The 24,191-nt window shown below is 61.0% G+C and carries 16 protein-coding genes; 14 read left to right on the top strand and 2 right to left on the bottom strand.

Annotation, left to right across the window (positions count from 1 at the left end; genetic code table 11):
* Positions 1-52 precede the first annotated feature (52 nt).
* A complete protein-coding gene (locus KW846_RS15985) occupies positions 53-2,272 on the bottom strand; it encodes a primosomal protein N' (RefSeq protein ID WP_218483347.1) in 2,220 nt (739 codons plus the stop codon).
* 281 nt (positions 2,273-2,553) lie between these two features.
* On the opposite strand from KW846_RS15985, the gene rpmE reads away from it, so the two are divergent.
* The 3 genes from rpmE (at position 2,554) to KW846_RS15970 (ending at position 5,048) form a co-directional block, all read left to right on the top strand.
* Positions 2,554-2,772 (top strand): 50S ribosomal protein L31, encoded by a 219-nt coding sequence (gene rpmE, locus KW846_RS15980; RefSeq protein ID WP_007975586.1) that lies wholly within the window; start codon positions 2,554-2,556, stop codon positions 2,770-2,772.
* 35 nt (positions 2,773-2,807) lie between these two features.
* Complete coding sequence (locus tag KW846_RS15975) at positions 2,808-3,596, top strand: thermonuclease family protein (protein ID WP_218483345.1); 789 nt, start codon at positions 2,808-2,810, stop codon at positions 3,594-3,596.
* Positions 3,597-3,779: 183 nt separating this feature from the next.
* On the top strand, positions 3,780-5,048 hold the full coding sequence (locus KW846_RS15970) for a malic enzyme-like NAD(P)-binding protein (protein ID WP_218483343.1): 1,269 nt from the start codon (positions 3,780-3,782) through the stop codon (positions 5,046-5,048).
* Between the two features lie 200 nt (positions 5,049-5,248).
* Here the strand turns inward: KW846_RS15970 and KW846_RS15965 are convergent, their stop codons facing one another.
* On the bottom strand, positions 5,249-7,690 hold the full coding sequence (locus KW846_RS15965) for a penicillin-binding protein 1A (RefSeq protein WP_371321756.1): 2,442 nt from the start codon (positions 7,688-7,690) through the stop codon (positions 5,249-5,251).
* Between the two features lie 216 nt (positions 7,691-7,906).
* On the opposite strand from KW846_RS15965, the gene KW846_RS15960 reads away from it, so the two are divergent.
* The 11 genes from KW846_RS15960 (at position 7,907) to hemE (ending at position 23,707) form a co-directional block, all read left to right on the top strand.
* Entirely contained in the window at positions 7,907-8,971 is a 1,065-nt protein-coding gene (locus KW846_RS15960) for a pilus assembly protein PilM (protein WP_218483339.1), read from the top strand.
* Entirely contained in the window at positions 8,971-9,537 is a 567-nt protein-coding gene (locus KW846_RS15955; RefSeq protein WP_218483337.1) for a PilN domain-containing protein, read from the top strand. The genes KW846_RS15960 and KW846_RS15955 overlap by 1 nt, the downstream gene beginning before the upstream one ends.
* Positions 9,534-10,157 (top strand): type 4a pilus biogenesis protein PilO, encoded by a 624-nt coding sequence (locus tag KW846_RS15950; RefSeq protein WP_218483335.1) that lies wholly within the window; start codon positions 9,534-9,536, stop codon positions 10,155-10,157. The genes KW846_RS15955 and KW846_RS15950 overlap by 4 nt, the downstream gene beginning before the upstream one ends.
* Entirely contained in the window at positions 10,154-10,681 is a 528-nt protein-coding gene (locus KW846_RS15945) for a pilus assembly protein PilP (protein ID WP_218483333.1), read from the top strand. The genes KW846_RS15950 and KW846_RS15945 overlap by 4 nt, the downstream gene beginning before the upstream one ends.
* A gap of 13 nt (positions 10,682-10,694) precedes the next feature.
* Positions 10,695-12,758 (top strand): type IV pilus secretin PilQ, encoded by a 2,064-nt coding sequence (gene pilQ / locus KW846_RS15940; RefSeq protein ID WP_218483331.1) that lies wholly within the window; start codon positions 10,695-10,697, stop codon positions 12,756-12,758.
* 4 nt (positions 12,759-12,762) lie between these two features.
* Positions 12,763-13,281, top strand: coding sequence for a shikimate kinase AroK (gene aroK / locus KW846_RS15935; RefSeq protein ID WP_015093141.1), 519 nt, complete (start codon positions 12,763-12,765; stop codon positions 13,279-13,281).
* A gap of 150 nt (positions 13,282-13,431) precedes the next feature.
* The gene (gene aroB / locus KW846_RS15930; RefSeq protein ID WP_007975598.1) at positions 13,432-14,532 is read left to right on the top strand and encodes a 3-dehydroquinate synthase; all 1,101 of its coding nucleotides are present in this window, start codon (positions 13,432-13,434) and stop codon (positions 14,530-14,532) included.
* Positions 14,533-14,542: 10 nt separating this feature from the next.
* Positions 14,543-16,138 carry an AAA family ATPase gene (locus KW846_RS15925; protein ID WP_218483328.1) on the top strand — a complete coding sequence of 532 codons (1,596 nt, stop codon included), beginning with the start codon at positions 14,543-14,545 and terminating at the stop codon, positions 16,136-16,138.
* 349 nt (positions 16,139-16,487) lie between these two features.
* Entirely contained in the window at positions 16,488-20,933 is a 4,446-nt protein-coding gene (gltB, locus tag KW846_RS15920) for a glutamate synthase large subunit (protein ID WP_218483326.1), read from the top strand.
* Positions 20,934-20,965: 32 nt separating this feature from the next.
* Positions 20,966-22,384, top strand: coding sequence for an FAD-dependent oxidoreductase (locus KW846_RS15915; RefSeq protein WP_126048793.1), 1,419 nt, complete (start codon positions 20,966-20,968; stop codon positions 22,382-22,384).
* Between the two features lie 255 nt (positions 22,385-22,639).
* On the top strand, positions 22,640-23,707 hold the full coding sequence (hemE, locus tag KW846_RS15910) for a uroporphyrinogen decarboxylase (protein WP_095964623.1): 1,068 nt from the start codon (positions 22,640-22,642) through the stop codon (positions 23,705-23,707).
* Positions 23,708-24,191 lie beyond the last annotated feature (484 nt).

Here is a 24,191-nt window from a genome sequence, read left to right as displayed (position 1 = left end):
GGCGTTTCACAAAATCCCTGTAGGAGCTGCCGAAGGCTGCGATCTTTTGATCTCAATACAAATCGACAGGATCGACATCCAAAGACCAGCGCACCGCCCGCCCGCTCGGCATCTGCTCCAGCCCCAACAACCAGCTTGCTAGCAACCGATGCAGCGGCGCCCGGGCCGTCGCCTGCAACAACAGCTGAGCACGATAACGCCCGGCCCGTCGTTCCATCGGCGCTGGTACCGGCCCCAACAGTTCGATCCCGGTCAAACCCTGTTCAGCCAGCAAGCGCTCGGCCTCGCTGCACGCCTCATCGAGAAAACCTTCGGCCTGGCCCGGTTTATGCGCTTCGGCCCGCAACAACGCCAAATGCGCAAACGGCGGCAAGCCAGCCGCGCGGCGTTCGCTCAGGGCCTGTTCGGCGAAAGCGAAATAGCCTTGCTCGGTCAGTTGCACCAGCAGCGGGTGGTCGGCCAGGTGCGTCTGGATAATCACTTTGCCCGGCTCTTCGGCGCGGCCTGCGCGGCCGGCGACCTGGACGATCAATTGCGCCATGCGTTCGCTGGCGCGGAAGTCGCCGGAGAACAGGCCGCCGTCGGCGTCGAGGATCGACACCAGTGTTACTCGTGGGAAGTGGTGGCCTTTGGCGAGCATTTGCGTACCGATCAGGATGCACGGCTGGCCTTTCTGAATAGTCGCGAACAGCTGGTTCATCGCATCCTTGCGCGATGTGCTGTCGCGGTCGACCCGCAGCACCGGATAGTCCGGGAACAGAATCGCCAGGCGCTCCTCGGCCCGCTCGGTGCCTGCACCAACGGGGCGCAGATCGACCTTGTTGCACTTCGGGCACTGGCGCGGCACGCGTTCGACGTAGCCGCAGTGGTGGCAGCGCAGCTCGCCGTAACGCTGATGCACGGTCATTCGCGCATCGCAGCGCTGACACTCGGACATCCAGCCGCAATCGTGACACAGCAGGGTCGGGGCGAAACCGCGGCGGTTGAGAAACACCAGTACCTGCTGCCCGGCGGCCAGGGTCTGGCCAATGGCTTGCTGCATCGGCCCGGAAATGCCGCTGTCCAGCGGGCGGCTTTTCACGTCCAGGCGCAGGAAGCGCGGCTGCTTGGCCCCGCCGGCGCGCTCATTCAGGCGCAGCAGTCCGTAGCGGCCGGTGTAGGCGTTGTGCAGGCTTTCCAGCGAAGGGGTGGCGGAGCCGAGGACGATCGGGATGTTTTCCTGTCGCGCCCGCACCAGCGCCAGATCGCGGGCGTGGTAGCGCAAGCCTTCCTGCTGTTTATAGGAGCCGTCGTGCTCTTCGTCGATGATGATCAGGCCAGGGTTCTTCATCGGCGTGAACAGGGCCGAGCGGGTGCCGATAATGATGTCGGCCTCACCGTCCCGGGCGGCCAGCCAGGCATCGAGGCGTTCGCGGTCATTGACCGCCGAATGGATCAGCGCGATGCGCGCATTGAAACGCTGTTCGAAGCGCGCCAGGGTCTGCGGGCCGAGGTTGATTTCCGGGATCAGCACCAGTGCCTGCTTGCCCGCCTCGAGGGTTTCGCGGATCAGCTGCAGATAGACTTCGGTCTTGCCGCTGCCGGTGACGCCGGCCAGCAGGAATGCGTGGTAACTGTCGAAGCCGGCACGAATGGCCTCATAGGCGGCGCGCTGCTCCGGGTTCAGCGGCAGCTCCGGTTGCGCCAGCCAGTGTTCGTGGCGTGCGCCGGGGGCGTGGCGGCGGATCTCGACCTGCACCAGCTCCTTGGCCAGCAGCAAGTCCAGGCTGTCCTTGCTCAGCATCAGCTTGCTCAGCAACTGATGGGCGACGCCGTGGGGATGCTGGGCCAGCGTGGCCAGGGCTTCGCGCTGGCGCGGAGCGCGGGCGATGCGCGGATCATCGAGGCTGGCGCCTGGCGTGGCAGACCAGAAGCGCTCCTGGCGCGCTTCGGCCAGCTCACCCTGGCGCAGCAGCACCGGCAACGCCCAGCTCAAGGTGTCGCCGAGGCTGTGCTGATAGTACTGAGAGGTCCACAGGCACAGCTTGAACAGCGCGGGCGGCAGCGGTGGCGTCGCGTCGAGCAGGGCCAGGGCCGGCTTGAGTTTCTCGGCCGGTACTTCACTGGTGTCGGTGACTTCCACCAGAATCCCGATCATCTCGCGCCGGCCGAACGGTACCCGCAGGCGCATGCCGGGGTGCAGTTGGGCACGCAGGACACCGGCCGGAGCGCGGTAGTCGAACAGGCGGCGCAGCGGCGAAGGCAGGGCGAGGCGCAGAATGGCGTCGGGCACGCGGGGATCTCGATCAGCGGAATAAACAGCAGGGCTACGACCTGTGGGAGCGGGCTTGCTCGCGAAGACGGTGTGTCAGTCAACATTCAAGTAGCCTGACACACCGCTTTCGCGAGCAAGCCCGCTCCCACAGGGGCGGCAATTTGGCCGGGAGCCTAGCAGACGACTGGTTTGAGCGACAGCTTGCGTGAACGGGATTGTCTGGTAGAATCCGCGGCCTAATTACGTGCGGTATTCAACAATAGTGTTGGGTGGCGGCACGCTAGCCCGAGGAAAACACCATGAAAGCTGATATCCATCCAGAATACCCGGCAGTTGCTGTTACCTGCAGCTGCGGCAACAAGTTCGAAACCCGTTCGACCTTCGGCAAAGCCCTGGCGATCGACGTTTGCAACGAATGCCACCCGTTCTACACCGGTAAGCAGAAGACTCTGGACACCGGTGGTCGCGTACAGAAGTTCGCCGACCGTTTCGGTGCTTTCGGCGCGAAAAAGGCCTAAGGCCGATCAACTTGGGAAGCCGCTGCGGTTTTTCCATGCTGATGAAAAAGGCGTCCCTCGCGGGCGCCTTTTTTGTGTCCGCGATTTGGCTGTCTGGCGCGCAGGCCTTTTGTCCGACGCCAGGCGGCCTGACACCCGTCGGGGTGCAGCGGGTGGTGGATGGCGACACCCTGCGCTTGGGCGATGGCCGCAATGTGCGCATGATCGGCTTGAACACGCCGGAGCTGGGCAAGCAGGGCCGTTCCGACGAACCCTTCGCCGTGGCCGCGCGCAAACGCCTTGAGGCCTTGGTGGCGGCGAGTGACGGGCGGGTCGGGTTGGTGCCTGGCAAAGAAAGCAAGGACCATTACGGCCGCACGCTGGCCCATGTCTACGGTGCAGATGGCGCCAACCTCGAAGCGCAAATGCTCGCCGAAGGCCTGGGTTTCCAGGTGGCCGTGGCGCCGAACGTCGATCTGGTCGCCTGTCAGCAAGCCGCAGAGCGCAACGCTCGACAGGCCGGGCTCGGTGTGTGGCGCCAGTCGCCTGTACTAAAAGCGGAACAGATCAGCTCTTCCGGTTTTGCCGTGCTCAGCGGTCGTGTGAGCAAGGTGCAGCGCAATCGAGGTGGGGTTTGGATCGAATTGCAGGACTCGGTTGTATTGCGCGTTGCACCCAATCTGCTGGCGCGTTTCGATGTGAACTCGCTGGAAAGCCTCAAGGGCAAGCAGATCGAGGCGCGTGGCTGGGTGCTGGATCGTTCGCGACGTGGCGGACTGAAAGAGGGGCAGGCGCGCTGGATGTTGCCCTTGACCGACCCGGTGATGCTTCAAGCGATGCAGTGATAAAAAATTGTAGACATTTTTTCTTTCGATTGTGAACAGTCTAACCCTTGTGAACCGTGGCTCTTGGCCCAAAGTCGTAGGGGCGGGCGCTTGACAGGGGTGACCAGTCAGTCTTGTGGGGACTTTGCGAGGCGCGTATCCTCGCTGACCAGTCTGTCCAACAGTAAAAAGCGGAATGCCAAAATGTCTGATCTGAAAACTGCCGCTCTCGAATATCACGCCAATCCTCGTCCAGGGAAGCTGAGTGTCGAGCTCACCAAGGCCACTGCTACCGCTCGCGACCTGTCGCTGGCCTACAGCCCGGGTGTAGCCGAGCCAGTACGCGAGATCGCCCGCGATCCCGAGCTGGCCTACAAGTACACCGGCAAAGGCAACCTGGTTGCAGTCATTTCCGATGGCACCGCGATTCTCGGCCTGGGTAACCTCGGCCCATTGGCTTCCAAGCCAGTGATGGAAGGTAAAGGCGTACTGTTCAAGCGTTTCGCCGGCATCGACGTTTTCGACATCGAAGTCGACTCCGAAAGCCCGCAGGCCTTCATCGACACCGTCAAGCGCATCTCCATCACCTTCGGTGGCATCAACCTGGAAGACATCAAGGCGCCCGAGTGCTTTGAAATCGAGCGCGCTCTGATCGAGCAGTGCGATATTCCGGTATTCCACGATGACCAGCACGGCACCGCTATCGTGACCGCAGCCGGCATGATCAACGCCCTGGAAATCGCTGGCAAAACCCTGTCGGAAGCCAAGATCGTCTGCCTGGGTGCCGGCGCTGCCGCCATCTCCTGCATGAAGTTGCTGGTGAGCATGGGCGCCAATATCGAAAACATCTACATGGTCGACCGTACCGGCGTGATCCACTCCGGCCGTGACGACCTGAACCAGTACAAGGCTGTGTTCGCTCACGCGACCGACAAGCGCACCCTGGCTGACGCCCTGCAAGGCGCTGACGTGTTCGTAGGCCTGTCCGGCCCGAACCTGCTGAGCCCTGAAGGCCTGCTGTCCATGGCGGCCAACCCGATCGTGTTCGCGTGCTCCAACCCTGATCCGGAAATCTCCCCGGAGCTGGCACACGCCACCCGTAGCGACGTGATCATGGCCACCGGTCGTTCCGACTACCCGAACCAGGTCAACAACGTACTGGGCTTCCCGTTCATCTTCCGTGGTGCCCTGGACGTTCGCGCCAAGCGCATCAACGAAGAGATGAAAGTAGCCGCGGCCAACGCCCTGCGTGAACTGGCCAAGCTGCCAGTGCCTCAGGAAGTGTGCGACGCCTACGGCGGCATCAAGCTGGAATTCGGCCGTGAGTACATCATTCCGAAGCCAATGGATGCCCGTCTGATCACCCTGATCTCCGATGCCGTGGCCAAAGCCGCCATCGAGACCGGCGTGGCGACCCTGCCGTATCCGAAGAACTACCCGCTGAAAAGCGTGGATGACGTGTTCAACGGCTAAGTAGGCCGCTCCATAAAAAACCCGGCCAGTGGCCGGGTTTTTTTATGGGACAGAAGATCAAGAGATCGCAGCCTTCGGCAGCTCCTACAAAGGTATGCAAATACCCTGTAGGAGCTGCCGAAGGCTGCGATCTCTTGATCTTGCCCTGAAAAAAAGCCCCGCTCCTCTTTCGAAGGCGGGGCTTTTCATCATTGCTGCAATCAGAACAAATCGATCGGCGCAGCTTCATCCGCTGGCAACGGACTGCCTGGCGCATTGCCATTACCGAGTTCGTTGACCGACGGCGGCGTATCTTCGGCCTTGAACAGCTCGAAGTAGGCGCCTGGCGTGCCTGGGCTGGCCGCACGGCCACTGACCGGATCGACTCGCAGGCTGAGGAGGCCTTCCGGCTCCGGCTGCGTATGCGGCGGCTTGCCTTTGAGTGCGGCGCCCATGTAGTTCATCCAGATCGGCAGCGCGACGGTGCCGCCGAATTCCTTGCGGCCCAGGCTTTCCGGCTGGTCGAAGCCGGTCCATACGGTGGTCACGTAATCGGCGTTGTAGCCGGAGAACCAGGCGTCCTTGGATTCGTTGGTCGTACCGGTCTTGCCGGCAATGTCAGGGCGGCCCAGGGCCAGCGCGCGGCGACCGGTGCCGAGCTTGATCACGTCCTCAAGCATGCTGTTGAGGATGTACGTGGTGCGCCCGTCAACGATGCGTTCGGCCACGGCGGGTGCCTGTGGTGTCGGCGCAGCAGCGCCAGGAACTTCGCCCGGCGTTGCATTGACCGTGAAGGCTTGAGGCGCGGGTGCGGCAATGCCATCGCTGGCAGCGCCGCCCTGAGGCACGCTCGGCGGGTTGGCGACGAACAATGTGTCGCCGTTGCGGCTTTCAATCCTGTCGATGATGTACGGGGTGATCTTGTAGCCGCCGTTGGCGAAGGTGCTCCAGCCGGTGGCGATCTCCATTGGCGTCAGGGTCGCAGTGCCCAGCGCCAGGGACAGGTTGGGTGGCAGGTCCTGTTTGTTGAAGCCGAAGCGAGCGATGTAGTCGATGGTCTTGCCAACACCCATCGCCTGCAGCAAACGGATCGACACCAGGTTGCGCGACTTGTACAGCGCTTCACGCAGGCGGATCGGGCCGAGGAACGTGTTGGTGTCGTTTTTCGGCCGCCAGACTTTGTCCAGGTACTCGTCGACGAATACGATCGGGGCATCGTTCACCAGGCTGGAGGCGGTGTAGCCGTTATCCAGTGCGGCGGCGTAGACGAACGGTTTGAAGCTCGAACCCGGCTGGCGCTTGGCCTGCAGTGCGCGGTTGTAGTTGCTCTGTTCAAAGGCGAAGCCGCCAACCAGGGCGCGAATGGCACCGTTCTGCGGGTCCAGGGACACCAGCGCGCCTTGGGCCTGCGGGATCTGGCTGAACTTCAGCGAGTTGTCCGGCTGACGCTGCACGCGAATCAGGTCACCGACCTGGGCCACGTCCGAAGGCTGCTTCGGGTTGGCGCCCATGCTGTTGGTGTTCAGGAACGGACGGGCCCACTTCATGGTGTCCCAGCTGACGTGTTCCTGGCCGGTGCGGGTCAGCACCTGCAGGCCGCTCTTGTCGACCTGGGTCACGATGGCCGGTTCCAGGCCGCTGATGGTGCGTTGCTTGGTCAGCTCGGTTATCCAGGCTTCACGCGTCTTGCCCGGGAGCCGCGACTCGGGGCCGCGATAGCCGTGGCGCTGATCGTAGGTCATCAGGCCTTCGTGGACTGCGGTGTTGGCCAGTTCCTGGAGGTCGCTCGGCACCGTGGTGGTAACGCGGAAACCTTCGGTATACGCGTCGCTGCCATAACGCCCGACCATTTCGGCGCGGGCCATTTCGGCGATGTAGGGAGCGTTCACTTCCGGAGTCGGTACGTGATAGCTGGCGTTCAGCGGCTCGTTGATCGCGGCGGTGTAGTCGGCCTCGCTGATTTTGCCGAGCTTGTACATGCGCCCCAGGATCCAGTCGCGACGTTCCTTGCTGCGCGCCGGGTTGGCCAGCGGGTTGAAGCGCGACGGCGCCTTGGGCAAGCCGGCAATCATTGCCATCTGCGCCAGGCTGACATCGCGGATCGATTTGCCGTAATAGACCTGCGCCGCCGCCTCGATGCCGTAGGCACGGTTACCCAGGTAGATCTTGTTGACGTACAGCTCGAGGATCTCGTCCTTGGTCAGCTGTCGTTCGATCTGCAGGGCCAGCAGGATCTCGGTGGTCTTGCGCGAAAAGCTGCGTTCGCTGGTCAGGAAGAAGTTCTTCGCCACCTGCATGGTGATCGTGCTGCCACCGGACTGGATGTGTCCGCTTTTGACCAGTTGGGTCGCGGCACGCATCAGGCTGCTGGGATCGACGCCATAGTGGTTGGCGAAATTGTCGTCTTCAGCACTTAGTAACGCATTAATGAAATTGGGGGGAATGTCGGCGAAACGGATCGGTGTGCGGCGCATTTCGCCGAACTCTGCAATCAACTTGTTATCGCTGCTGTAGACCCGCAAAGGAATCTGCAACTGGATGCTTCTCAGCGCCTCCACGGACGGCAGCCCGGGACTAAGGTAGAGATACGCCCCGCTCAGACCCAGAAGGAGTCCGCAGAAAACCGCGACGATGGACCAACCGAAAAACTTCAGCAGACGAATCAAGGCTTTTGGATATCCAGGGCAAAAATGAATTGGGCAACAGGGTTCAGGCTAAATGAGAACAACCCGCGCTTGAGCAAATGCGGAAAAAAACGCTGGGCATTATAAGCATTTTTCTGATCGGGAGCGCGGTTGGCGCTGCTGTCAAGACGGGCGGATTGAACGCAATGGACATTGCAGAGTCCGTAACTCACGGAAAGTCATAGGGAATTGGTAGTGCCAGGACTCTTCAACAAAAAATCCAGTACGCTCCTGGGAATCGATATCAGCTCTACCTCGGTAAAGCTTCTGGAATTGAGCCGTCAGGGCGAACGCTACCGGGTCGAGGCTTATGCGGTCGAGCCGTTGCCGGTAGGCGCGCTGATCGAAAAGAACATCGCTGACCTCGAAGGCGTGGGGCTGGCCCTCTCGCGCGCGCTGACCAGGGCCAGAACCGGCCTCAAGGGTGTGGCCGTGGCTGTGGCAGGCTCGGCGGTGATAACCAAGATCATCGAGATGGATGCCGCTCTTTCCGAAGACGAAATGGAAAGCCAGCTGAAGATCGAGGCGGATCAATACATCCCTTATCCCCTGGATGAAGTCGCGATCGACTTTGAAGTCCAGGGTTCCTCCGCGCGCAACCCGGAGCGCGTCAACGTGCTGCTCGCGGCTTGCCGCAAGGAAAACCTCGAGGTCCGCGAGGCCGCCCTGGCCCTGGCCGGGCTGACTGCCCGCGTAGTCGATGTCGAGGCCTACGCACTGGAGCGCTCCTTTGCGTTGCTGGCCAGTCGGCTTGCGGCTTCCGATGAGCCGTTGACGGTCGCAGTGGTGGATATCGGCGCCACCATGACCACCCTGAGCGTGCTGCACGGCGGGCGGATTATCTACACCCGTGAGCAACTGTTCGGCGGTCGGCAGTTGACCGGGGAAATCCAGCGTCGCTATGGCCTGACGCTGGAGCAGGCGAGTCTGGCGCAAAGGAAGGGCGGCCTGCCGGATGACTATGCCGGTGAGGTCTTGCAGCCCTTTCAACAGGCACTGGTGCAGCAGGTGTCGCGCTCGTTGCAATTCTTCTTTGCCGCCGGCCAGTACAGCGCCGTCGACCATATCCTGCTGGCCGGCGGTACCGCGTCGGTCCCGGGGCTGGACCGTTTGGTCGAGCGGCAATTGGGTACGCCGACCCTGATCGCGAACCCTTTTTCCGCAATGACGCTGGGCAGCAAGGTCAACGGTGCTGCCCTGGCGAGTGATGCCCCGGCGTTGATGATCGCCTGTGGTCTGGCCCTCAGGAGCTTCGACTGATGGCGCGGATCAACCTTTTACCCTGGCGCGAGGAGCGGCGTGAAGCCCGCCGCAAACGCTTTCTGCAGGTCCTGGTGGCCGCTATGGTGGGCACGATGGGTGCGGTGCTGGTTGCCAACCAGGCCATCAGCCGTGCCATCGACCGGCAAATCGCCCGTAACGATTACATCGGCAGGCAAATCGCCGTGGTCGATGAGCGGATCACGCAGATCACTGATCTCAAGGAGCGCCGCCAGCAACTGGTCGAGCGCATGCGCATCATCCAGGACCTGCAAGACAACCGCCAAATCAGCGGGCGAATATTTGACCAGCTGGCGCGGGCACTGCCTGACGGCGTGTATTTCACAGAAGTGAGAATGGCCGGAAAGACCTTGTCCATCACCGGTGCCGCGCAATCCAACAGCCGTGTTTCAGACTTGATGCGCAACCTCGAGGCATCAGACTGGTTCGATGCGCCGAGCCTGACTGAAGTCAAGGCCGCGGCTGCCGGTCAGGTGGCGCAGGCCAACATCTTCCAGTTGACCGTTCGCCAGACTCAACCCGCAGCACCGGAGGGCGGCAAATGAACCTGTCCGAATGGTTCGAAGGGTTGCGCAAGATCGACTTCAACGATCTGGACACCGGCAACATGGGGGCTTGGCCGCCGGTGATCAAGTGTCTGGTGGCTGGTTTGCTCATGCTTGTGGTGCTGGTCTTGGGCTACAACTTTTCCACTCGCGACCTCGAGAGCCAGCTCGATCTGAAGCGTGAGGAAGAGTCGACGCTCAAGGAGCAGTTGGCCGGCAAAGCCCGTATGGCGGCGAATCTCGATCTCTACACCCAGCAGTTGAAAGAGTTGGAGAACGCTTTCGGCGTGCTGTTGCGGCAACTTCCCGGCGACACCGAAGTGCCCGGCTTGCTGGAAGACATCACGCGTACAGGTCTGGGCAGTGGCCTGGAGTTCGAGGAGATCAAGCTGCTGCCGGAGGTCGCCCAGCCGTTCTACGTCGAGTTGCCGATCCAGATCACGGTCACCGGCGGTTACCACGACCTGGCCACCTTCGTCAGTGGTGTGGCCGGGTTGCCGCGAATCGTCACCTTGCACGATTTCGACCTTGCCCCCGTCAGTCCCCAGGGTGCTTCGAAACTGCGCTTGCGCATCCTCGCCAAGACCTACCGCTACAGCGAAACGGGGCGACATCAATGACCCTGGCGCGTTGTTTTCCGATGGCGCTGTTGCTGTCTGTTCTGTCCGGCTGTGGCGCTGGCGATGACTACAGCGATCTGGACGCCTACCTGGGCGAAATACGCCTGCGCGGCCCGGGCAATATTGAACCAACGCCGGTATTCCGGTCTTACCCGACATTCATCTACGAGGCAGCGAACCTGCGCAGTCCGTTTTCACCGCAGCTCAGTAATGATCTGGCGGCCCATCGGCGGGGTTCGCGCAATGTCAAACCCGACCCTGACCGGGTCAGGCAATACCTCGAAGGTTTCAACATCGAGCAGTTTGAAATGGTCGGCACTCTTTCCAATGCGACAGGCTCCTTTGCCTTGTTGCGCGGGGCGGGTGGCGTGCACCGCCTGAAGGTCGGTGATTACCTGGGGCGTAACGACGGACGAATCGTTGCGATCAGTGGTTCGCAAGTCGATGTGGTTGAAATTGTCCCTGATGGTCAGGGTGCGTGGCTGGAGCGTCCCCGGACCATCCCTTTGAAAGAGCACTCATAGTGGAACCCGCATAATGAACAGGATTTTCTCCGCCTTCGGCCTTTCGCTATGGATAGCGATGTTGTCGCCGATGGTACAAGCGGCCAATCTCAAGGCGCTGGATGTCGCTGCGCTGCCGGGAGACCGGGTCGAGTTGAAGTTGTCGTTCGATGCACCGCCCCCGTTGCCTCAGGGCTACATGACGGAGTCGCCGGCCCGGATTGCGCTGGATTTGCCGGGTGTCACCAGTCAACTGGCCAGCAAGACTCGCGATCTCGGCAGTGGAAATGCCCGTAGTGCAACGGTGGTGGAGGCCGGGGACCGTACGCGATTGATCATCAACCTGGCTCAGTCGGCCCCGTACGACTCGCGAATTGAAGGCAACAATTTGCTGGTGGTAGTCGGGCAGGGTGTCAAACCGTCGACACTCAGGTCGGCGGTCCCGGCAATGCCAGCACGCGCCGCTGCGACGCCAGGCAAGGCCATTCGGGGTGTGGATTTTCAGCGAGGCACGCAGGGCGAGGGCAACGTGGTGATCGACTTGTCGGATCCATCGATTGCGCCCGACATACAGCAGCGCGAGGGCAAGATTATTGTCGGGTTTGCCAAAACCCGATTGCCCGAGCCGCTGCGCGTGCGTCTGGATGTGAAGGATTTCGCCACGCCTGTGCAGTTCGTCAATGCCAGCGCAAGCGGCGATCGAGCCATCATCAGCATCGAGCCCGGTGGTGCGTTCGACTACTCGACCTATCAGACCGATAGCAAGCTCACGGTCAGCGTTCGCCCGGCGACGGTCGACGACCTGCAAAAGCGCAATGCCGGGCTACAGGCTTATAGCGGCGAGAAGCTTTCGCTGAATTTCCAGGACATCGATGTGCGTTCGGTGCTGCAATTGATCGCCGATTTCACCAACCTCAATCTGGTGGCCAGCGACACGGTGCAGGGTGGTATCACATTGCGCCTGCAGAACGTGCCGTGGGATCAGGCGCTGGATCTGGTGCTGAAAACCAAGGGGCTGGACAAGCGCAAGGTCGGCAATGTCCTGCTTGTTGCGCCGGCCGATGAAATTGCTGCTCGTGAGCGTCAGGAGCTGGAATCACAAAAGCAGATTGCCGATCTGGCGCCGTTGCGCCGGGAACTGTTGCAGGTGAATTACGCCAAGGCGGCGGACATCGCCAAGCTCTTCCAGTCGGTGACCAGTGCCGAAGCGAAACCCGACGAACGGGGGTCTATCACCGTCGACGAACGCACCAACAACATCATTGCCTACCAGACCCAGGAGCGGCTTGATGAGCTGCGCAGGATCGTCACGCAGCTGGATATCCCTGTGCGTCAGGTCATGATCGAGGCGCGGATTGTCGAAGCCAACGTCGACTATGACAAAAGCCTCGGGGTGCGCTGGGGCGGATCGATACAGAACAGGGGCAACTGGAACACCTCCGGTGTCAGCAATGGACTCAACGGGTCATCGACCATCGGCACGCCCGGCAGTACCAGTACCAACTCACCGTTCGTCGACATGGGCGTCGCCAACAACACCTCGGGAATCGGCATCGCGTTCATCACCGATAACGTCTTGCTGGACCTGGAGCTGACGGCCATGGAGAAAACCGGCAACGGGGAAATCGTCTCGCAACCCAAGGTGGTCACGTCCGACAAGGAAACCGCCAAGATCCTCAAGGGCACCGAGATTCCCTATCAGGAGGCCAGTTCCAGCGGCGCGACTTCGGTGTCGTTCAAGGAGGCTTCGCTGTCGCTGGAGGTGACGCCGCAGATCACGCCCGACAACCGGATCATCATGGAGGTCAAGGTGACCAAGGACGAACCGGACTACCTGAACAAGGTCCAGGATGTACCGCCGATCAAGAAAAATGAAGTCAACGCCAAGGTCCTGGTCAACGATGGCGAGACCATCGTCATTGGCGGCGTTTTCTCAAATACTCAGAGCAAGGTCGTAGATAAGGTGCCATTTCTTGGCGATGTGCCGTATCTTGGCCGCCTTTTCCGGCGTGATGTGGTTTCGGAGAAAAAATCCGAGCTGTTGGTATTCCTCACTCCGCGTATCATGAATAATCAGGCGATTGCTGTGAGTCATTGATTCTGTGCGAAATTTGATTCTTGTAGGACCGATGGGTGCTGGAAAAAGCACCATCGGCCGGTTGCTGGCCAAAGAGCTGCGCCTGCCATTCAAAGATTCCGATAAGGAAATTGAATTGCGCACGGGCGCCAATATCCCTTGGATCTTCGATAAAGAAGGCGAACCGGGCTTTCGTGATCGCGAGCAGGCAATGATTGCCGAGCTGTGCGACTACGACGGTGTGGTGCTGGCGACAGGCGGGGGCGCGGTCATGCGCGAAGCCAATCGTCGGGCACTGCATGCCGGTGGGCGGGTGGTTTATCTGCATGCCTCGGTCGAGCAGCAGGTCGGCCGCACGGCCCGTGACCGCAATCGGCCATTGTTGCGTACCGCCGATCCGGCCAAGACCCTTCGGGACTTGTTGGCGATCCGCGATCCGCTTTACCGGGAAATTGCCGACCTGGTGGTCGAAACCGATGAGCGACCACCGCGAATGGTCGTACTCGATATTCTAGAGCGCCTGCAGCAGTTGCCACCCCGTTAAAGCGCCGCGCGAAATGCGCTATCCTCGGCGTCTCGCGATGACCGCTCAAGGTTGTGGCGGATGGCTACCGAACGGCGTCACACCAGCAGATGCCGTGGATATTCGTTAACTCAAGGCAGGACGCCTGATTCATCTTCACTGTGGGGACACATGCAGACACTCAAGGTCGATCTAGGCGAGCGCAGCTACCCGATTCATATTGGCGAAGGTTTGTTGGATCAGCCTGAGCTGCTGGCCCCGCACATTCGCGGACGGCAAGTGGCGATCATCTCCAACGAGACTGTTGCACCACTCTATCTCGAGCGTCTGACCCGCAGCCTGGCGCAGTTCTCGGTGATTTCCGTGGTGCTGCCCGACGGTGAAGCCTTCAAGACCTGGGAAACCCTGCAACTGATTTTCGACGGTCTGCTGACCGCGCGGCATGATCGCCGCACCACGGTGATCGCCCTCGGTGGCGGTGTGATCGGTGACATGGCCGGCTTTGCCGCCGCCTGCTACCAGCGCGGCGTCGATTTCATCCAGGTTCCGACCACGCTGCTGTCGCAGGTCGACTCCTCGGTGGGTGGCAAGACCGGGATCAACCATCCGCTGGGCAAGAACATGGTCGGCGCCTTCTATCAGCCGAACGTGGTGCTGATCGATACCGCCAGTCTCAATACCCTGCCTGCGCGCGAACTGTCCGCCGGTCTGGCCGAAGTCATCAAGTACGGGCTGATCTGTGATGAGCCGTTCCTGACCTGGCTGGAAGACAACGTCGACCGCCTGCGCAACCTGGACCAGCAAGCCCTGACCTATGCCATCGAGCGCTCCTGCGCGGCCAAGGCCGCGGTGGTCGGTGCCGATGAGAAAGAGACGGGCGTCCGGGCCACATTGAACCTGGGCCACACTTTTGGCCACGCCATCGAAACCCACATGGGCTATGGTGTCTGGCTACATGGAGAAGCGGTGGCTGCTGGCACCGTGATGGCGCTGGAAATGTCCGCGCGACTGGGCTGGATCAGCGAGCAGGAGCGTGATCGCGGCATTCGTCTGTTCCAGCGTGCAGGGCTGCCGGTCATTCCGCCAGAAGAGATGACAGAAGCCGATTTCCTCGAACATATGTCCATTGATAAAAAAGTGATCGACGGTCGTTTGCGCCTGGTGCTGCTGCGCCACATGGGTGAAGCGGTGGTGACTGACGATTATCCGAAAGAGGTTCTACAGGCCACGCTGGGGGCAGACTACCGCGCCCTGGCTCAGCTTAAAGGTTAATAAGAACACGATGACTAGTTTGCATGCCGACGAGGCTTTCCTCGGCCATTACCAGTTGAGTCACGACCCTTTTGCTCCACGGGTGCCTGGCTTCAAATTTTTCCCGGCCCAGCGCAAACCCGTGCTGGGACAGTTGCATCACCTGGCCCGCTACAGTCAGTTGCTGCTGGTCGTCACCGGTCCCGAGGGCAGTGGTAAGACCCTGTTGCGTCAGGCCCTGGTCGCCAGCACCAACAAGCAGTCGGTACAAAGCGTGGTGGTGTCCGCCCGTGGCGCTGGCGATGCGGCCGGTGTGCTGCGTCAAGTGGCCCAGGCGCTGAATGTCGCCCAGGCGGATGCCGACGCTATCCTGGCCCAGGTGGTGCAGCTTGCGCTCACCGGCCAGGAAGTCTATTTGCTGGTCGATGACGCCGAACAGCTCGATGAGTCCGGCCTTGAGGTTCTGATGGTCCTGGCGGCCGGTGCGCCTGAAGGTCGCCCGCATGTGTTCCTGTTCGGTGAAACCTCGCTGATCGTTCAGCTTGAGGCTTTGCATCTCGAGGAGGAGCGATTCCACGTCATCGAACTGCAGCCCTATACCGAGGACGAAACCCGCGAGTATCTGGAGCAGCGGCTCGAGGGCGCTGGCCGCGGCATCGAACTTTTCACCGCGAATCAGATCTCTGATATTCACGAAAGCTCCGAAGGCTGGCCTGGCAGCATCAATCAGGTCGCTCGCGATGCAATGATCGAAGCCATGATCGCCAGCCGCTCTGCGGTCAAGCGTCCAAAAATGGGGTTCAATATGCCGAAGAAACACGTATTGGCGATTTCCGCCGTTGTCGTGGTTGCGGTAGCTGCCGCCTGGATGATACCGGGTCGCAACAAGGCGCCGACCACCGGTGCGCCGGCCAATGAACAGGCGCAACTGCCGCTTGGCCAGGGCCAGCCGACCGCGAATGGCGGTGCTCCGGCCGTCGAATTCGCCGGCAACACGCAGCCAATGCCATTGCCGTTGGTCGGCAACTCGCAACCGGTCATGCGCGCTCCGCTGGCTGAGGCCGCAGGCGGCATCACCGAAGGCGACGACGGCGTTCCGGTTGAAGGCTCCAGCGCCACACCGCCGACGGTGACCACTACGGCGCCGCCTGTGGGCGTTCCTGCCGGCCCTGCGCCGACACCAGCGGCCAAGCCGGCACCTGCGCCGACTCAGGTTGCCACGGCCAAGCCAGCACCTGCCCCAGCTCCAGTGGCCAAGCCTGCTCCAGTGCCAGCCAAGCCAGCCGTTGCTGCGGCGGCCAAGCCAGCCGAGAAACCGGCTCCGGCAGCCAAGGCGGCGGGTGGCACTTGGTACGCCGGTCAGGCACCGGGCAACTACGTGGTGCAAATCCTCGGCACCAGCTCCGAGACTGCCGCACAGAGCTTCGTCAAGGAGCAGGGCGGCGAGTACCGCTATTTCAAGAAAGTCCTCAATGGCAAGCCGCTCTACGTGATCACCTACGGCAACTTCGCCAATCGTGATGCAGCCGTTTCCGCCATCAAGGCCTTGCCAGCGAAGGTTCAGGCTGGTAAACCTTGGCCTCGCACTGTCGCCAGCGTCCAACAGGAACTGGCAACAACTCGCTGAAGATTCGGCGGCCTTACCCAGGCCGCCTCTCCAAGCACCTCAAAATTTCTACAAGTGCGCGCCGCCTTCTGGGCTGCGTGCCTTGTGGTGTCTGCGTCACAGTAGTCTTTGAGTCGTTGCGGTCAAAATTAAAAAAGTTTTGACTAGCACAGCATATCGCTTTAAACCTTTCACAAATGCGACATGGATTTGCGACATTTCGTCGTCAAATTTGTGAGGCCAAGTGTCGGTGTGTACAATGACCTCCCTTTTGTCCCCGCAAAGCTGGCGTACGTTCGGCGCGGATGGCAAGTGGTTGAATTGAAAAGAAATTTGCCTCGTGCAGAGGCAGCCTGGTGAGAAAGTGTCTATGAAAGCAGGTCTGTACCAACCAGATGAATTCAAGGATAACTGTGGTTTCGGCCTGATAGCCCATATGCAGGGCGAGCCCAGTCATACCCTTTTGCAAACGGCCATCGAGGCCCTGACCTGCATGACCCACCGCGGTGGGATTAATGCCGACGGCAAGACCGGTGACGGTTGCGGTCTGCTGATTCAAAAGCCGGACGTGTTCCTGCGAGCCATCGCCCAGGAAACCTTCGGCGTCGAAATGCCCAAGCAATATGCGGTGGGCATGGTCTTCTTCAACCAGGACCCGGTCAAAGCCGAAGCCGCTCGCGAGAACATGAACCGCGAGATCCTGGCCGCCGGCTTGCAGTTGGTCGGCTGGCGCAAAGTGCCGATCGACACCAGCGTCCTCGGCCGCCTGGCCCTTGAACGCCTGCCGCAGATCGAGCAAGTGTTCATCGGCGGTGAAGGCCTGAGCGACCAGGACATGGCCGTCAAGCTGTTCACCTCCCGTCGGCGCTCGTCCGTGGCCAACGCCGCCGACACCGACCACTACGTCTGCAGCTTTTCGCACAAGACCATCATTTACAAAGGCCTGATGATGCCGGCGGACTTGACCGCCTTCTATCCGGACCTGAGCGATGAGCGCCTGCAAACTTCGATTTGCGTGTTCCACCAGCGCTTCTCCACCAACACCCTGCCGAAATGGCCGCTGGCTCAACCGTTCCGCTTCCTGGCGCACAACGGCGAGATCAACACCATCACCGGCAACCGCAACTGGGCCGTGGCCCGTCGCACCAAGTTCACCAACGATCTGATGGACCTGGAAGAACTCGGCCCGCTGGTCAACCGCGTGGGTTCCGACTCCTCGAGCATGGACAACATGCTGGAGCTGATGGTCACCGGTGGCATCGACCTGTTCCGTGGCGTACGGATGATCATTCCGCCAGCGTGGCAGAACGTCGAGACCATGGACCCGGACCTGCGCGCGTTCTACGAATACAACTCGATGCACATGGAACCGTGGGACGGCCCGGCCGGCGTGGTAATGACCGACGGTCGCTACGCGGTGTGCCTGCTCGACCGTAACGGTCTGCGTCCGGCGCGTTGGGTCACCACCAAGAACGGCTTCATCACCCTGGCCTCGGAAATCGGTGTCTGGAACTACCAGCCTGAAGACGTGATCGCCAAGGGTCGCGTTGGCCCGGGGCAGATCTTTGCCGTGGACACCGAGACCGGTCAGATCCTCGACACCGATGCCATCGACAACCGTTTGAAGTCGCGTCATCCGTACAAGCAATGGCTGCGCAAGAATGCCCTGCGCATCCAGGCGACCATGGAAGACAACGACCACGGTTCGGCGTTCTACGACGTCGATCAGCTCAAGCAATACATGAAGATGTATCAGGTCACGTTCGAAGAGCGCGACCAGGTGCTGCGTCCGCTCGGCGAACAGGGCTACGAAGCCGTGGGCTCGATGGGCGACGATACGCCGATGGCCGTGCTGTCCCAGCGCGTGCGCACGCCGTACGACTATTTCCGCCAGCAGTTCGCGCAGGTCACCAACCCGCCAATCGACCCGCTGCGCGAAGCCATCGTCATGTCGCTGGAAATCTGCCTCGGTGCCGAGCGCAACATTTTCCAGGAGTCGCCGGAACACGCCTCGCGCGTGATCCTCAGCTCGCCGGTCATTTCCCCGGCCAAATGGCGCTCGCTGATGAACCTCGATCGTCCGGGCTTCGAGCGCGCGATTATCGACCTGAACTACGACGAAAGCGTCGGCCTCGAAGCGGCCATCCGCAACGTCGCCGATCAGGCTGAAGAAGCCGTGCGCGCCGGTCGTACCCAGGTCGTGCTGAGTGACCGTCACATCGCCCCGGGCAAGTTGCCGATCCATGCGTCCCTGGCTACCGGCGCGGTGCACCACCGCCTGACCGAAAAAGGCCTGCGTTGCGACTCCAACATCCTGGTGGAAACCGCAACCGCCCGCGATCCGCATCACTTTGCCGTGTTGATCGGTTTCGGTGCCTCTGCCGTTTATCCGTTCCTGGCGTACGAAGTGCTGGGCGACCTGATCCGTACCGGTGAAGTGTTGGGCGACCTCTACGAGGTGTTCAAGAACTACCGTAAAGGCATCACCAAGGGCCTGCTGAAGATCCTGTCGAAGATGGGCATCTCGACCATCACTTCGTACCGCGGTGCGCAGCTGTTCGAAGCCATCGGCCTGTCCGAGGAAGTCTGCAACCTGAGCTTCCGTGGCGTGCCGAGCCGCATCAAGGGTGCGCGTTTCGTTGACATCGAAGCCGAGCAGAAAGCCCTGGCCACTGAAGCCTGGAGTCCGCGCAAGCCGATCCAGCAAGGCGGCCTGCTGAAGTTCGTCCACGGTGGCGAATATCATGCGTACAACCCGGACGTGGTCAACACCCTGCAAGTCGCTGTGCAGCAGGGCGACTACAGCAAGTTCAAGGAATACACCTCGCTGGTGGACAACCGTCCGGTATCGATGATCCGCGACCTGCTGAAAGTCAAAACCCTCGACACTCCTTTGGACATGAGCGAGATCGAACCGCTGGAATCGGTGCTCAAGCGCTTCGACTCCGCCGGTATCTCCCTGGGCGCCCTGTCGCCGGAAGCTCACGAAGCCCTGGCCGAAGCCATGAACCGCCTCGGTGCGCGTTCCAACTCCGGCGAAGGCGGCGAAGACCCGGCGCGCTACGGCACCATCAAGAGCTCGAAAATCAAGCAGGTTGCGACTGGCCGTTTCGGTGTAACCCCGGAATACCTGGTCAACGCCGAAGTGCTGCAGATCAAGGTCGCCCAAGGCGCCAAGCCGGGCGAGGGTGGTCAACTGCCGGGCGGTAAAGTGAACGGTCTGATCGCCAAGCTGCGTTACGCAGTGCCAGGTGTGACCCTGATTTCGCCACCGCCGCACCACGACATCTATTCGATCGAAGACTTGTCGCAGCTGATTTTCGACCTGAAACAAGTCAACCCGAAGGCGCTGGTTTCGGTGAAGCTGGTAGCAGAGGCGGGCGTCGGCACCATCGCCGCCGGTGTGGCCAAGGCCTACGCGGACTTGATCACCATCTCCGGCTACGACGGCGGCACCGGTGCATCGCCGCTGACCTCGATCAAGTACGCGGGCGCGCCGTGGGAGCTCGGTCTGGCGGAAACCCACCAGACCCTGCGCGGCAACGACCTGCGTGGCAAAGTCCGGGTACAGACCGACGGCGGCCTGAAAACTGGCCTCGACGTGATCAAGGCGGCCATCCTCGGCGCTGAAAGCTTCGGCTTCGGCACCGCACCGATGATCGCCCTGGGCTGCAAATACCTGCGTATCTGCCACCTGAACAACTGCGCCACCGGCGTTGCGACCCAGAACGAGAAGCTGCGCAAGGACCACTACATCGGTACCGTCGACATGGTGGTGAACTTCTTCACCTACGTCGCCGAAGAAACCCGTGAGTGGCTGGCCAAGCTGGGCGTGCGTTCCCTCGAGGAACTGATCGGCCGTACCGATCTGCTGGAGGTCCTCGAAGGCCAGACCGCCAAGCAGCATCACCTGGACCTGACTCCGTTGCTGGGCAGCGACCATGTGCCGGCGGACAAGCCGCAGTTCTGTGGCGTAGACCGCAACCCGCCGTTCGACAAAGGCCTGCTGGCCGAGAAGATGGTCGACATGGCCACCTCGGCGATCAACGACCTGAGCGGCGCTGAATTCGCCCTGGATATCTGCAACTGCGACCGTTCCATCGGTGCACGGATCTCCGGCGAAATCGCGCGCAAGCACGGCAACCAGGGCATGGCCAATGCGCCGATCACCTTCCGCTTCAAGGGCACTGCGGGCCAGAGCTTTGGTGTGTGGAACGCCGGCGGCCTGAACATGTACCTGGAAGGCGACGCCAACGACTACGTCGGCAAGGGCATGACCGGCGGCAAGCTGGTGATCGTTCCGCCGAAGGGCAGCGTCTACCGCACCCAGGACAGTGCCATCATCGGCAACACCTGCCTGTACGGCGCCACGGGCGGCAAGCTTTTCGCCGCCGGCACCGCAGGCGAGCGTTTCGCCGTGCGTAACTCCGGTGCCCACACCGTGGTGGAAGGCACTGGCGATCACTGCTGCGAGTACATGACCGGTGGTTTCGTCTGCGTATTGGGCAAGACCGGTTACAACTTCGGCTCTGGCATGACCGGCGGTTTCGCCTATGTGCTCGACCAGGACAACACCTTCGTTGACCGGGTCAACCACGAACTGGTGGAAATCCAGCGGATCAGCGGCGAGGCGATGGAAGCCTACCGTAGCCACCTGCAACGCGTGCTGAACGAGTACGTCGAGGAAACCGACAGCGAGTGGGGTCGTGAACTCGCCGAGAACCTCGATGATTACGTGCGCCGTTTCTGGCTGGTCAAGCCCAAGGCTGCCAACCTGAAGTCGTTGCTTTCCAGCACCCGTGCCAACCCGCAGTGATATGCGCCTGAAGAGTTTGATGAGGTTTTAAAATGGCTGAACGTCTGAATAATGACTTCCAGTTCATCGAGGTCGGGCGCAAGGATCCGAAGAAGAAACTGTTGCGTCAACGCAAGAAAGAGTTCGTGGAAATCTACGAACCCTTCAAACCCCAGCAGTCGGCCGACCAGGCCCACCGCTGTCTGGGTTGCGGTAACCCGTATTGCGAATGGAAGTGCCCGGTGCACAACTTCATTCCCAACTGGCTGAAGCTGGTGGCCGAGGGCAACATCCTCCAGGCCGCCGAGTTGTCGCACCAGACCAACACCCTGCCGGAAGTCTGCGGCCGGGTGTGCCCGCAGGATCGTCTGTGCGAGGGTGCCTGCACCCTCAACGACGGCTTCGGCGCGGTGACCATCGGTTCGGTGGAGAAGTACATCACTGACACCGCGTTCGCCATGGGCTGGCGCCCGGACATGTCCAAGGTCAAGCCAACCGGAAAGCGTGTCGCGATCATCGGTGCCGGGCCGGCGGGCCTGGGTTGCGCCGATGTGCTGGTGCGCGGCGGCGTGACCCCGGTGGTGTTTGACAAGAACCCGGAAATCGGTGGCCTGCTGACCTTCGGCATCCCCGAGTTCAAGCTGGAAAAGACCGTGCTCAGCAATCGCCGCGAAGTCTTCACCGGCATGGGCATTGAGTTCCGCCTCAACACCGAGGTGGGCAAGGACGTGACCATGGAGCAACTGCTCGAAGAATACGATGCCGTATTCATGGGCATGGGCACCTACACCTACATGAAGGGCGGCTTCGCTGGTGAAGACCTGCCGGGCGTGTACGACGCGCTGGACTTCCTGATCGCCAACGTCAACCGCAACCTGGGCTTTGAAAAGTCGCCGGAAGATTTCGTCGACATGAAAGGCAAGAAGGTCGTGGTCCTGGGTGGTGGCGACACGGCGATGGACTGCAACCGTACCTCGATCCGCCAGGGCGCCAAGTCGGTGACCTGCGCCTATCGTCGTGACGAAGCGAACATGCCGGGCTCGCGCAAAGAGGTGAAGAACGCCAAGGAAGAAGGCGTGAAATTCCTCTACAACCGCCAGCCGATCGCGATTGTCGGCGAAGACAGGGTCGAAGGCGTGAAAGTGGTCGAGACCCGTCTCGGCGAGCCGGACGCCCGTGGCCGTCGCAGCCCCGAGCCGATCCCGGGTTCCGAAGAGATCATCCCGGCCGACGCCGTGGTCATCGCCTTCGGTTTCCGTCCGAGCCCGGCGCCGTGGTTCGAGCAGTTCGAGATCCAGACCGACAGCCAGGGCCGCGTCGTGGCACCGGAACAAGGCCAGTACAAGCACCAGACCAGCAACCCGAAAATCTTCGCCGGTGGCGACATGGTGCGCGGTTCGGACCTGGTGGTGACGGCGATCTTCGAAGGCCGTAATGCGGCTGAAGGGATCCTGGATTACCTGGGCGTCTAAGCACCCGATCCAGACTTGAAATGCAGTAAAAATGTGGGAGCGGGCTTGCTCGCGAAGAGGGAGTGTCAGTCGACAGTTTTGTTGCCTGACAAACCGCATTCGCGAGCAAGCCCGCTCCCACAGTTGTTTCGCGGTGTTGCTAAACTCTGTATTTCATTGCGACAAATTGACCCGATAGACAAAAGCCTCCGCTCTTGCCGTGCCTTTTGCGTCCGGCTCTGAGAAAATGCCCTCACTTTTTTTCCGGATGCCGACATGACTGCCCTGAAGAACGACCGTTTCCTGCGCGCCCTGCTCAAGCAACCCGTAGACGTCACCCCCGTGTGGATGATGCGTCAGGCCGGTCGCTACCTGCCTGAATACCGCGCCAGCCGCGCCAAGGCCGGCGATTTCATGAGCCTGTGCATGAACCCGGCGTTCGCTTGCGAAGTCACGATGCAACCGCTCGACCGCTATCCGCAACTGGACGCGGCGATCCTCTTTTCCGACATCCTGACCATCCCCGATGCCATGGGCCAGGGCCTGTACTTCGAAACCGGCGAAGGCCCGCGCTTCAAGAAAGTCGTCAGCACCCTGGCCGACATCGAAGCCCTGCCGATTCCCGACCCGCAGAAAGACCTCGGCTACGTGATGGATGCGGTCAGCACCATCCGTCGTGAACTGAACGGTCGTGTGCCGTTGATTGGTTTCTCCGGCAGCCCATGGACCCTGGCGACCTACATGGTCGAAGGCGGCTCGTCGAAAGACTTCCGCAAGACCAAGGCCATGCTCTACGACAACCCGCAAGCCATGCACCTGTTGCTGGACAAGCTTGCGCAGTCGGTCACCAGCTACCTCAACGGCCAGATCATGGCCGGTGCGCAAGCGGTGCAGATCTTCGACACCTGGGGTGGCAACCTGTCGGCAGCGGCGTACCAGGAGTTCTCCCTGGCCTACATGCGCAAAATCGTCAGCGGCCTGATTCGCGAGCACGAAGGCCGCAAGGTGCCGGTCATCCTGTTCACCAAAAACGGCGGCCTGTGGCTGGAAAGCATCGCCGATGCCGGTGCTGATGCATTGGGCCTGGACTGGACCTGCGACATCGGCAACGCCCGTGCCCGTGTTGGCGACAAGGTCGCGCTGCAAGGCAACATGGACCCGACGGTGCTCTACGCCAAACCGGAAGCCATTCGCGCTGAAGTCGGGCGCATTCTCGCCAGCTACGGCAAGGGCAGCGGCCACGTGTTCAACCTCGGTCATGGCATTACGCCGGAAGTCGATCCGGAACACGCCGGTGCATTCCTGCGCGCCGTGCATGAATTGTCGGCGCAATATCACGAGTAACGGCCAGCGCCGTTTTCCAGAGGCCTGTCCCGCCTCGTGCCGGACAGGTTTTTTATGGTTGTTCACGCCATGCCGGGGAGCACCGATAACTATTTGGTGGTGCACGTGTTCCCCTGTAGGAGCTGTCGAAGGCTGCGATCTTTTGATCTTGATCTTCAACAATCTCCAGATCGCAAAAGCAAAAGATCGTCCGAACGCGGCCCGAGCCTTCGGCAGCTCCTACAGATATTTCGTTATCTGTGTTCCCCCCGGGATTCCGTGAAGAACCTTTTTTATGCCCTGCAGAAATACATCTCCGGATGTAGCGTTTCTGTTGGCAGGGTATTCTCTTTCCTGATTGAAATTCGAATGAGCAGACCATTCCTGCCCAGCTCGATGATTACTCCTACATAGAATTCCTCGTCATCCCCGTAAGGTTCCAGACCCCTGTTCAGTACAACGCTGAACGATAACGAAGCAAATATCGCCGCCTGCAAGGCGTTTT

This window comes from Pseudomonas sp. PDM32, assembly GCF_019219225.1.
Classification (GTDB): Bacteria; Pseudomonadota; Gammaproteobacteria; order Pseudomonadales; family Pseudomonadaceae; genus Aquipseudomonas; species Aquipseudomonas laurylsulfatiphila.
The sequence above is the reverse complement of the archived record's forward strand: the minus strand, read 5'-3'. Positions and strand labels throughout refer to the sequence as shown.

Coding starts and splice junctions, on each gene's coding strand:
- rpmE (WP_007975586.1), top strand. CDS start 2,554: ATGAAAGCTGATATCCATCCAGAATACCCGGCAGTTGCTGTTACCTGC.
- KW846_RS15975 (WP_218483345.1), top strand. CDS start 2,808: ATGCTGATGAAAAAGGCGTCCCTCGCGGGCGCCTTTTTTGTGTCCGCG.
- KW846_RS15970 (WP_218483343.1), top strand. CDS start 3,780: ATGTCTGATCTGAAAACTGCCGCTCTCGAATATCACGCCAATCCTCGT.
- KW846_RS15955 (WP_218483337.1), top strand. CDS start 8,971: ATGGCGCGGATCAACCTTTTACCCTGGCGCGAGGAGCGGCGTGAAGCC.
- KW846_RS15950 (WP_218483335.1), top strand. CDS start 9,534: ATGAACCTGTCCGAATGGTTCGAAGGGTTGCGCAAGATCGACTTCAAC.
- KW846_RS15945 (WP_218483333.1), top strand. CDS start 10,154: ATGACCCTGGCGCGTTGTTTTCCGATGGCGCTGTTGCTGTCTGTTCTG.
- pilQ (WP_218483331.1), top strand. CDS start 10,695: ATGAACAGGATTTTCTCCGCCTTCGGCCTTTCGCTATGGATAGCGATG.
- aroB (WP_007975598.1), top strand. CDS start 13,432: ATGCAGACACTCAAGGTCGATCTAGGCGAGCGCAGCTACCCGATTCAT.
- KW846_RS15925 (WP_218483328.1), top strand. CDS start 14,543: ATGACTAGTTTGCATGCCGACGAGGCTTTCCTCGGCCATTACCAGTTG.
- gltB (WP_218483326.1), top strand. CDS start 16,488: ATGAAAGCAGGTCTGTACCAACCAGATGAATTCAAGGATAACTGTGGT.
- KW846_RS15915 (WP_126048793.1), top strand. CDS start 20,966: ATGGCTGAACGTCTGAATAATGACTTCCAGTTCATCGAGGTCGGGCGC.
- hemE (WP_095964623.1), top strand. CDS start 22,640: ATGACTGCCCTGAAGAACGACCGTTTCCTGCGCGCCCTGCTCAAGCAA.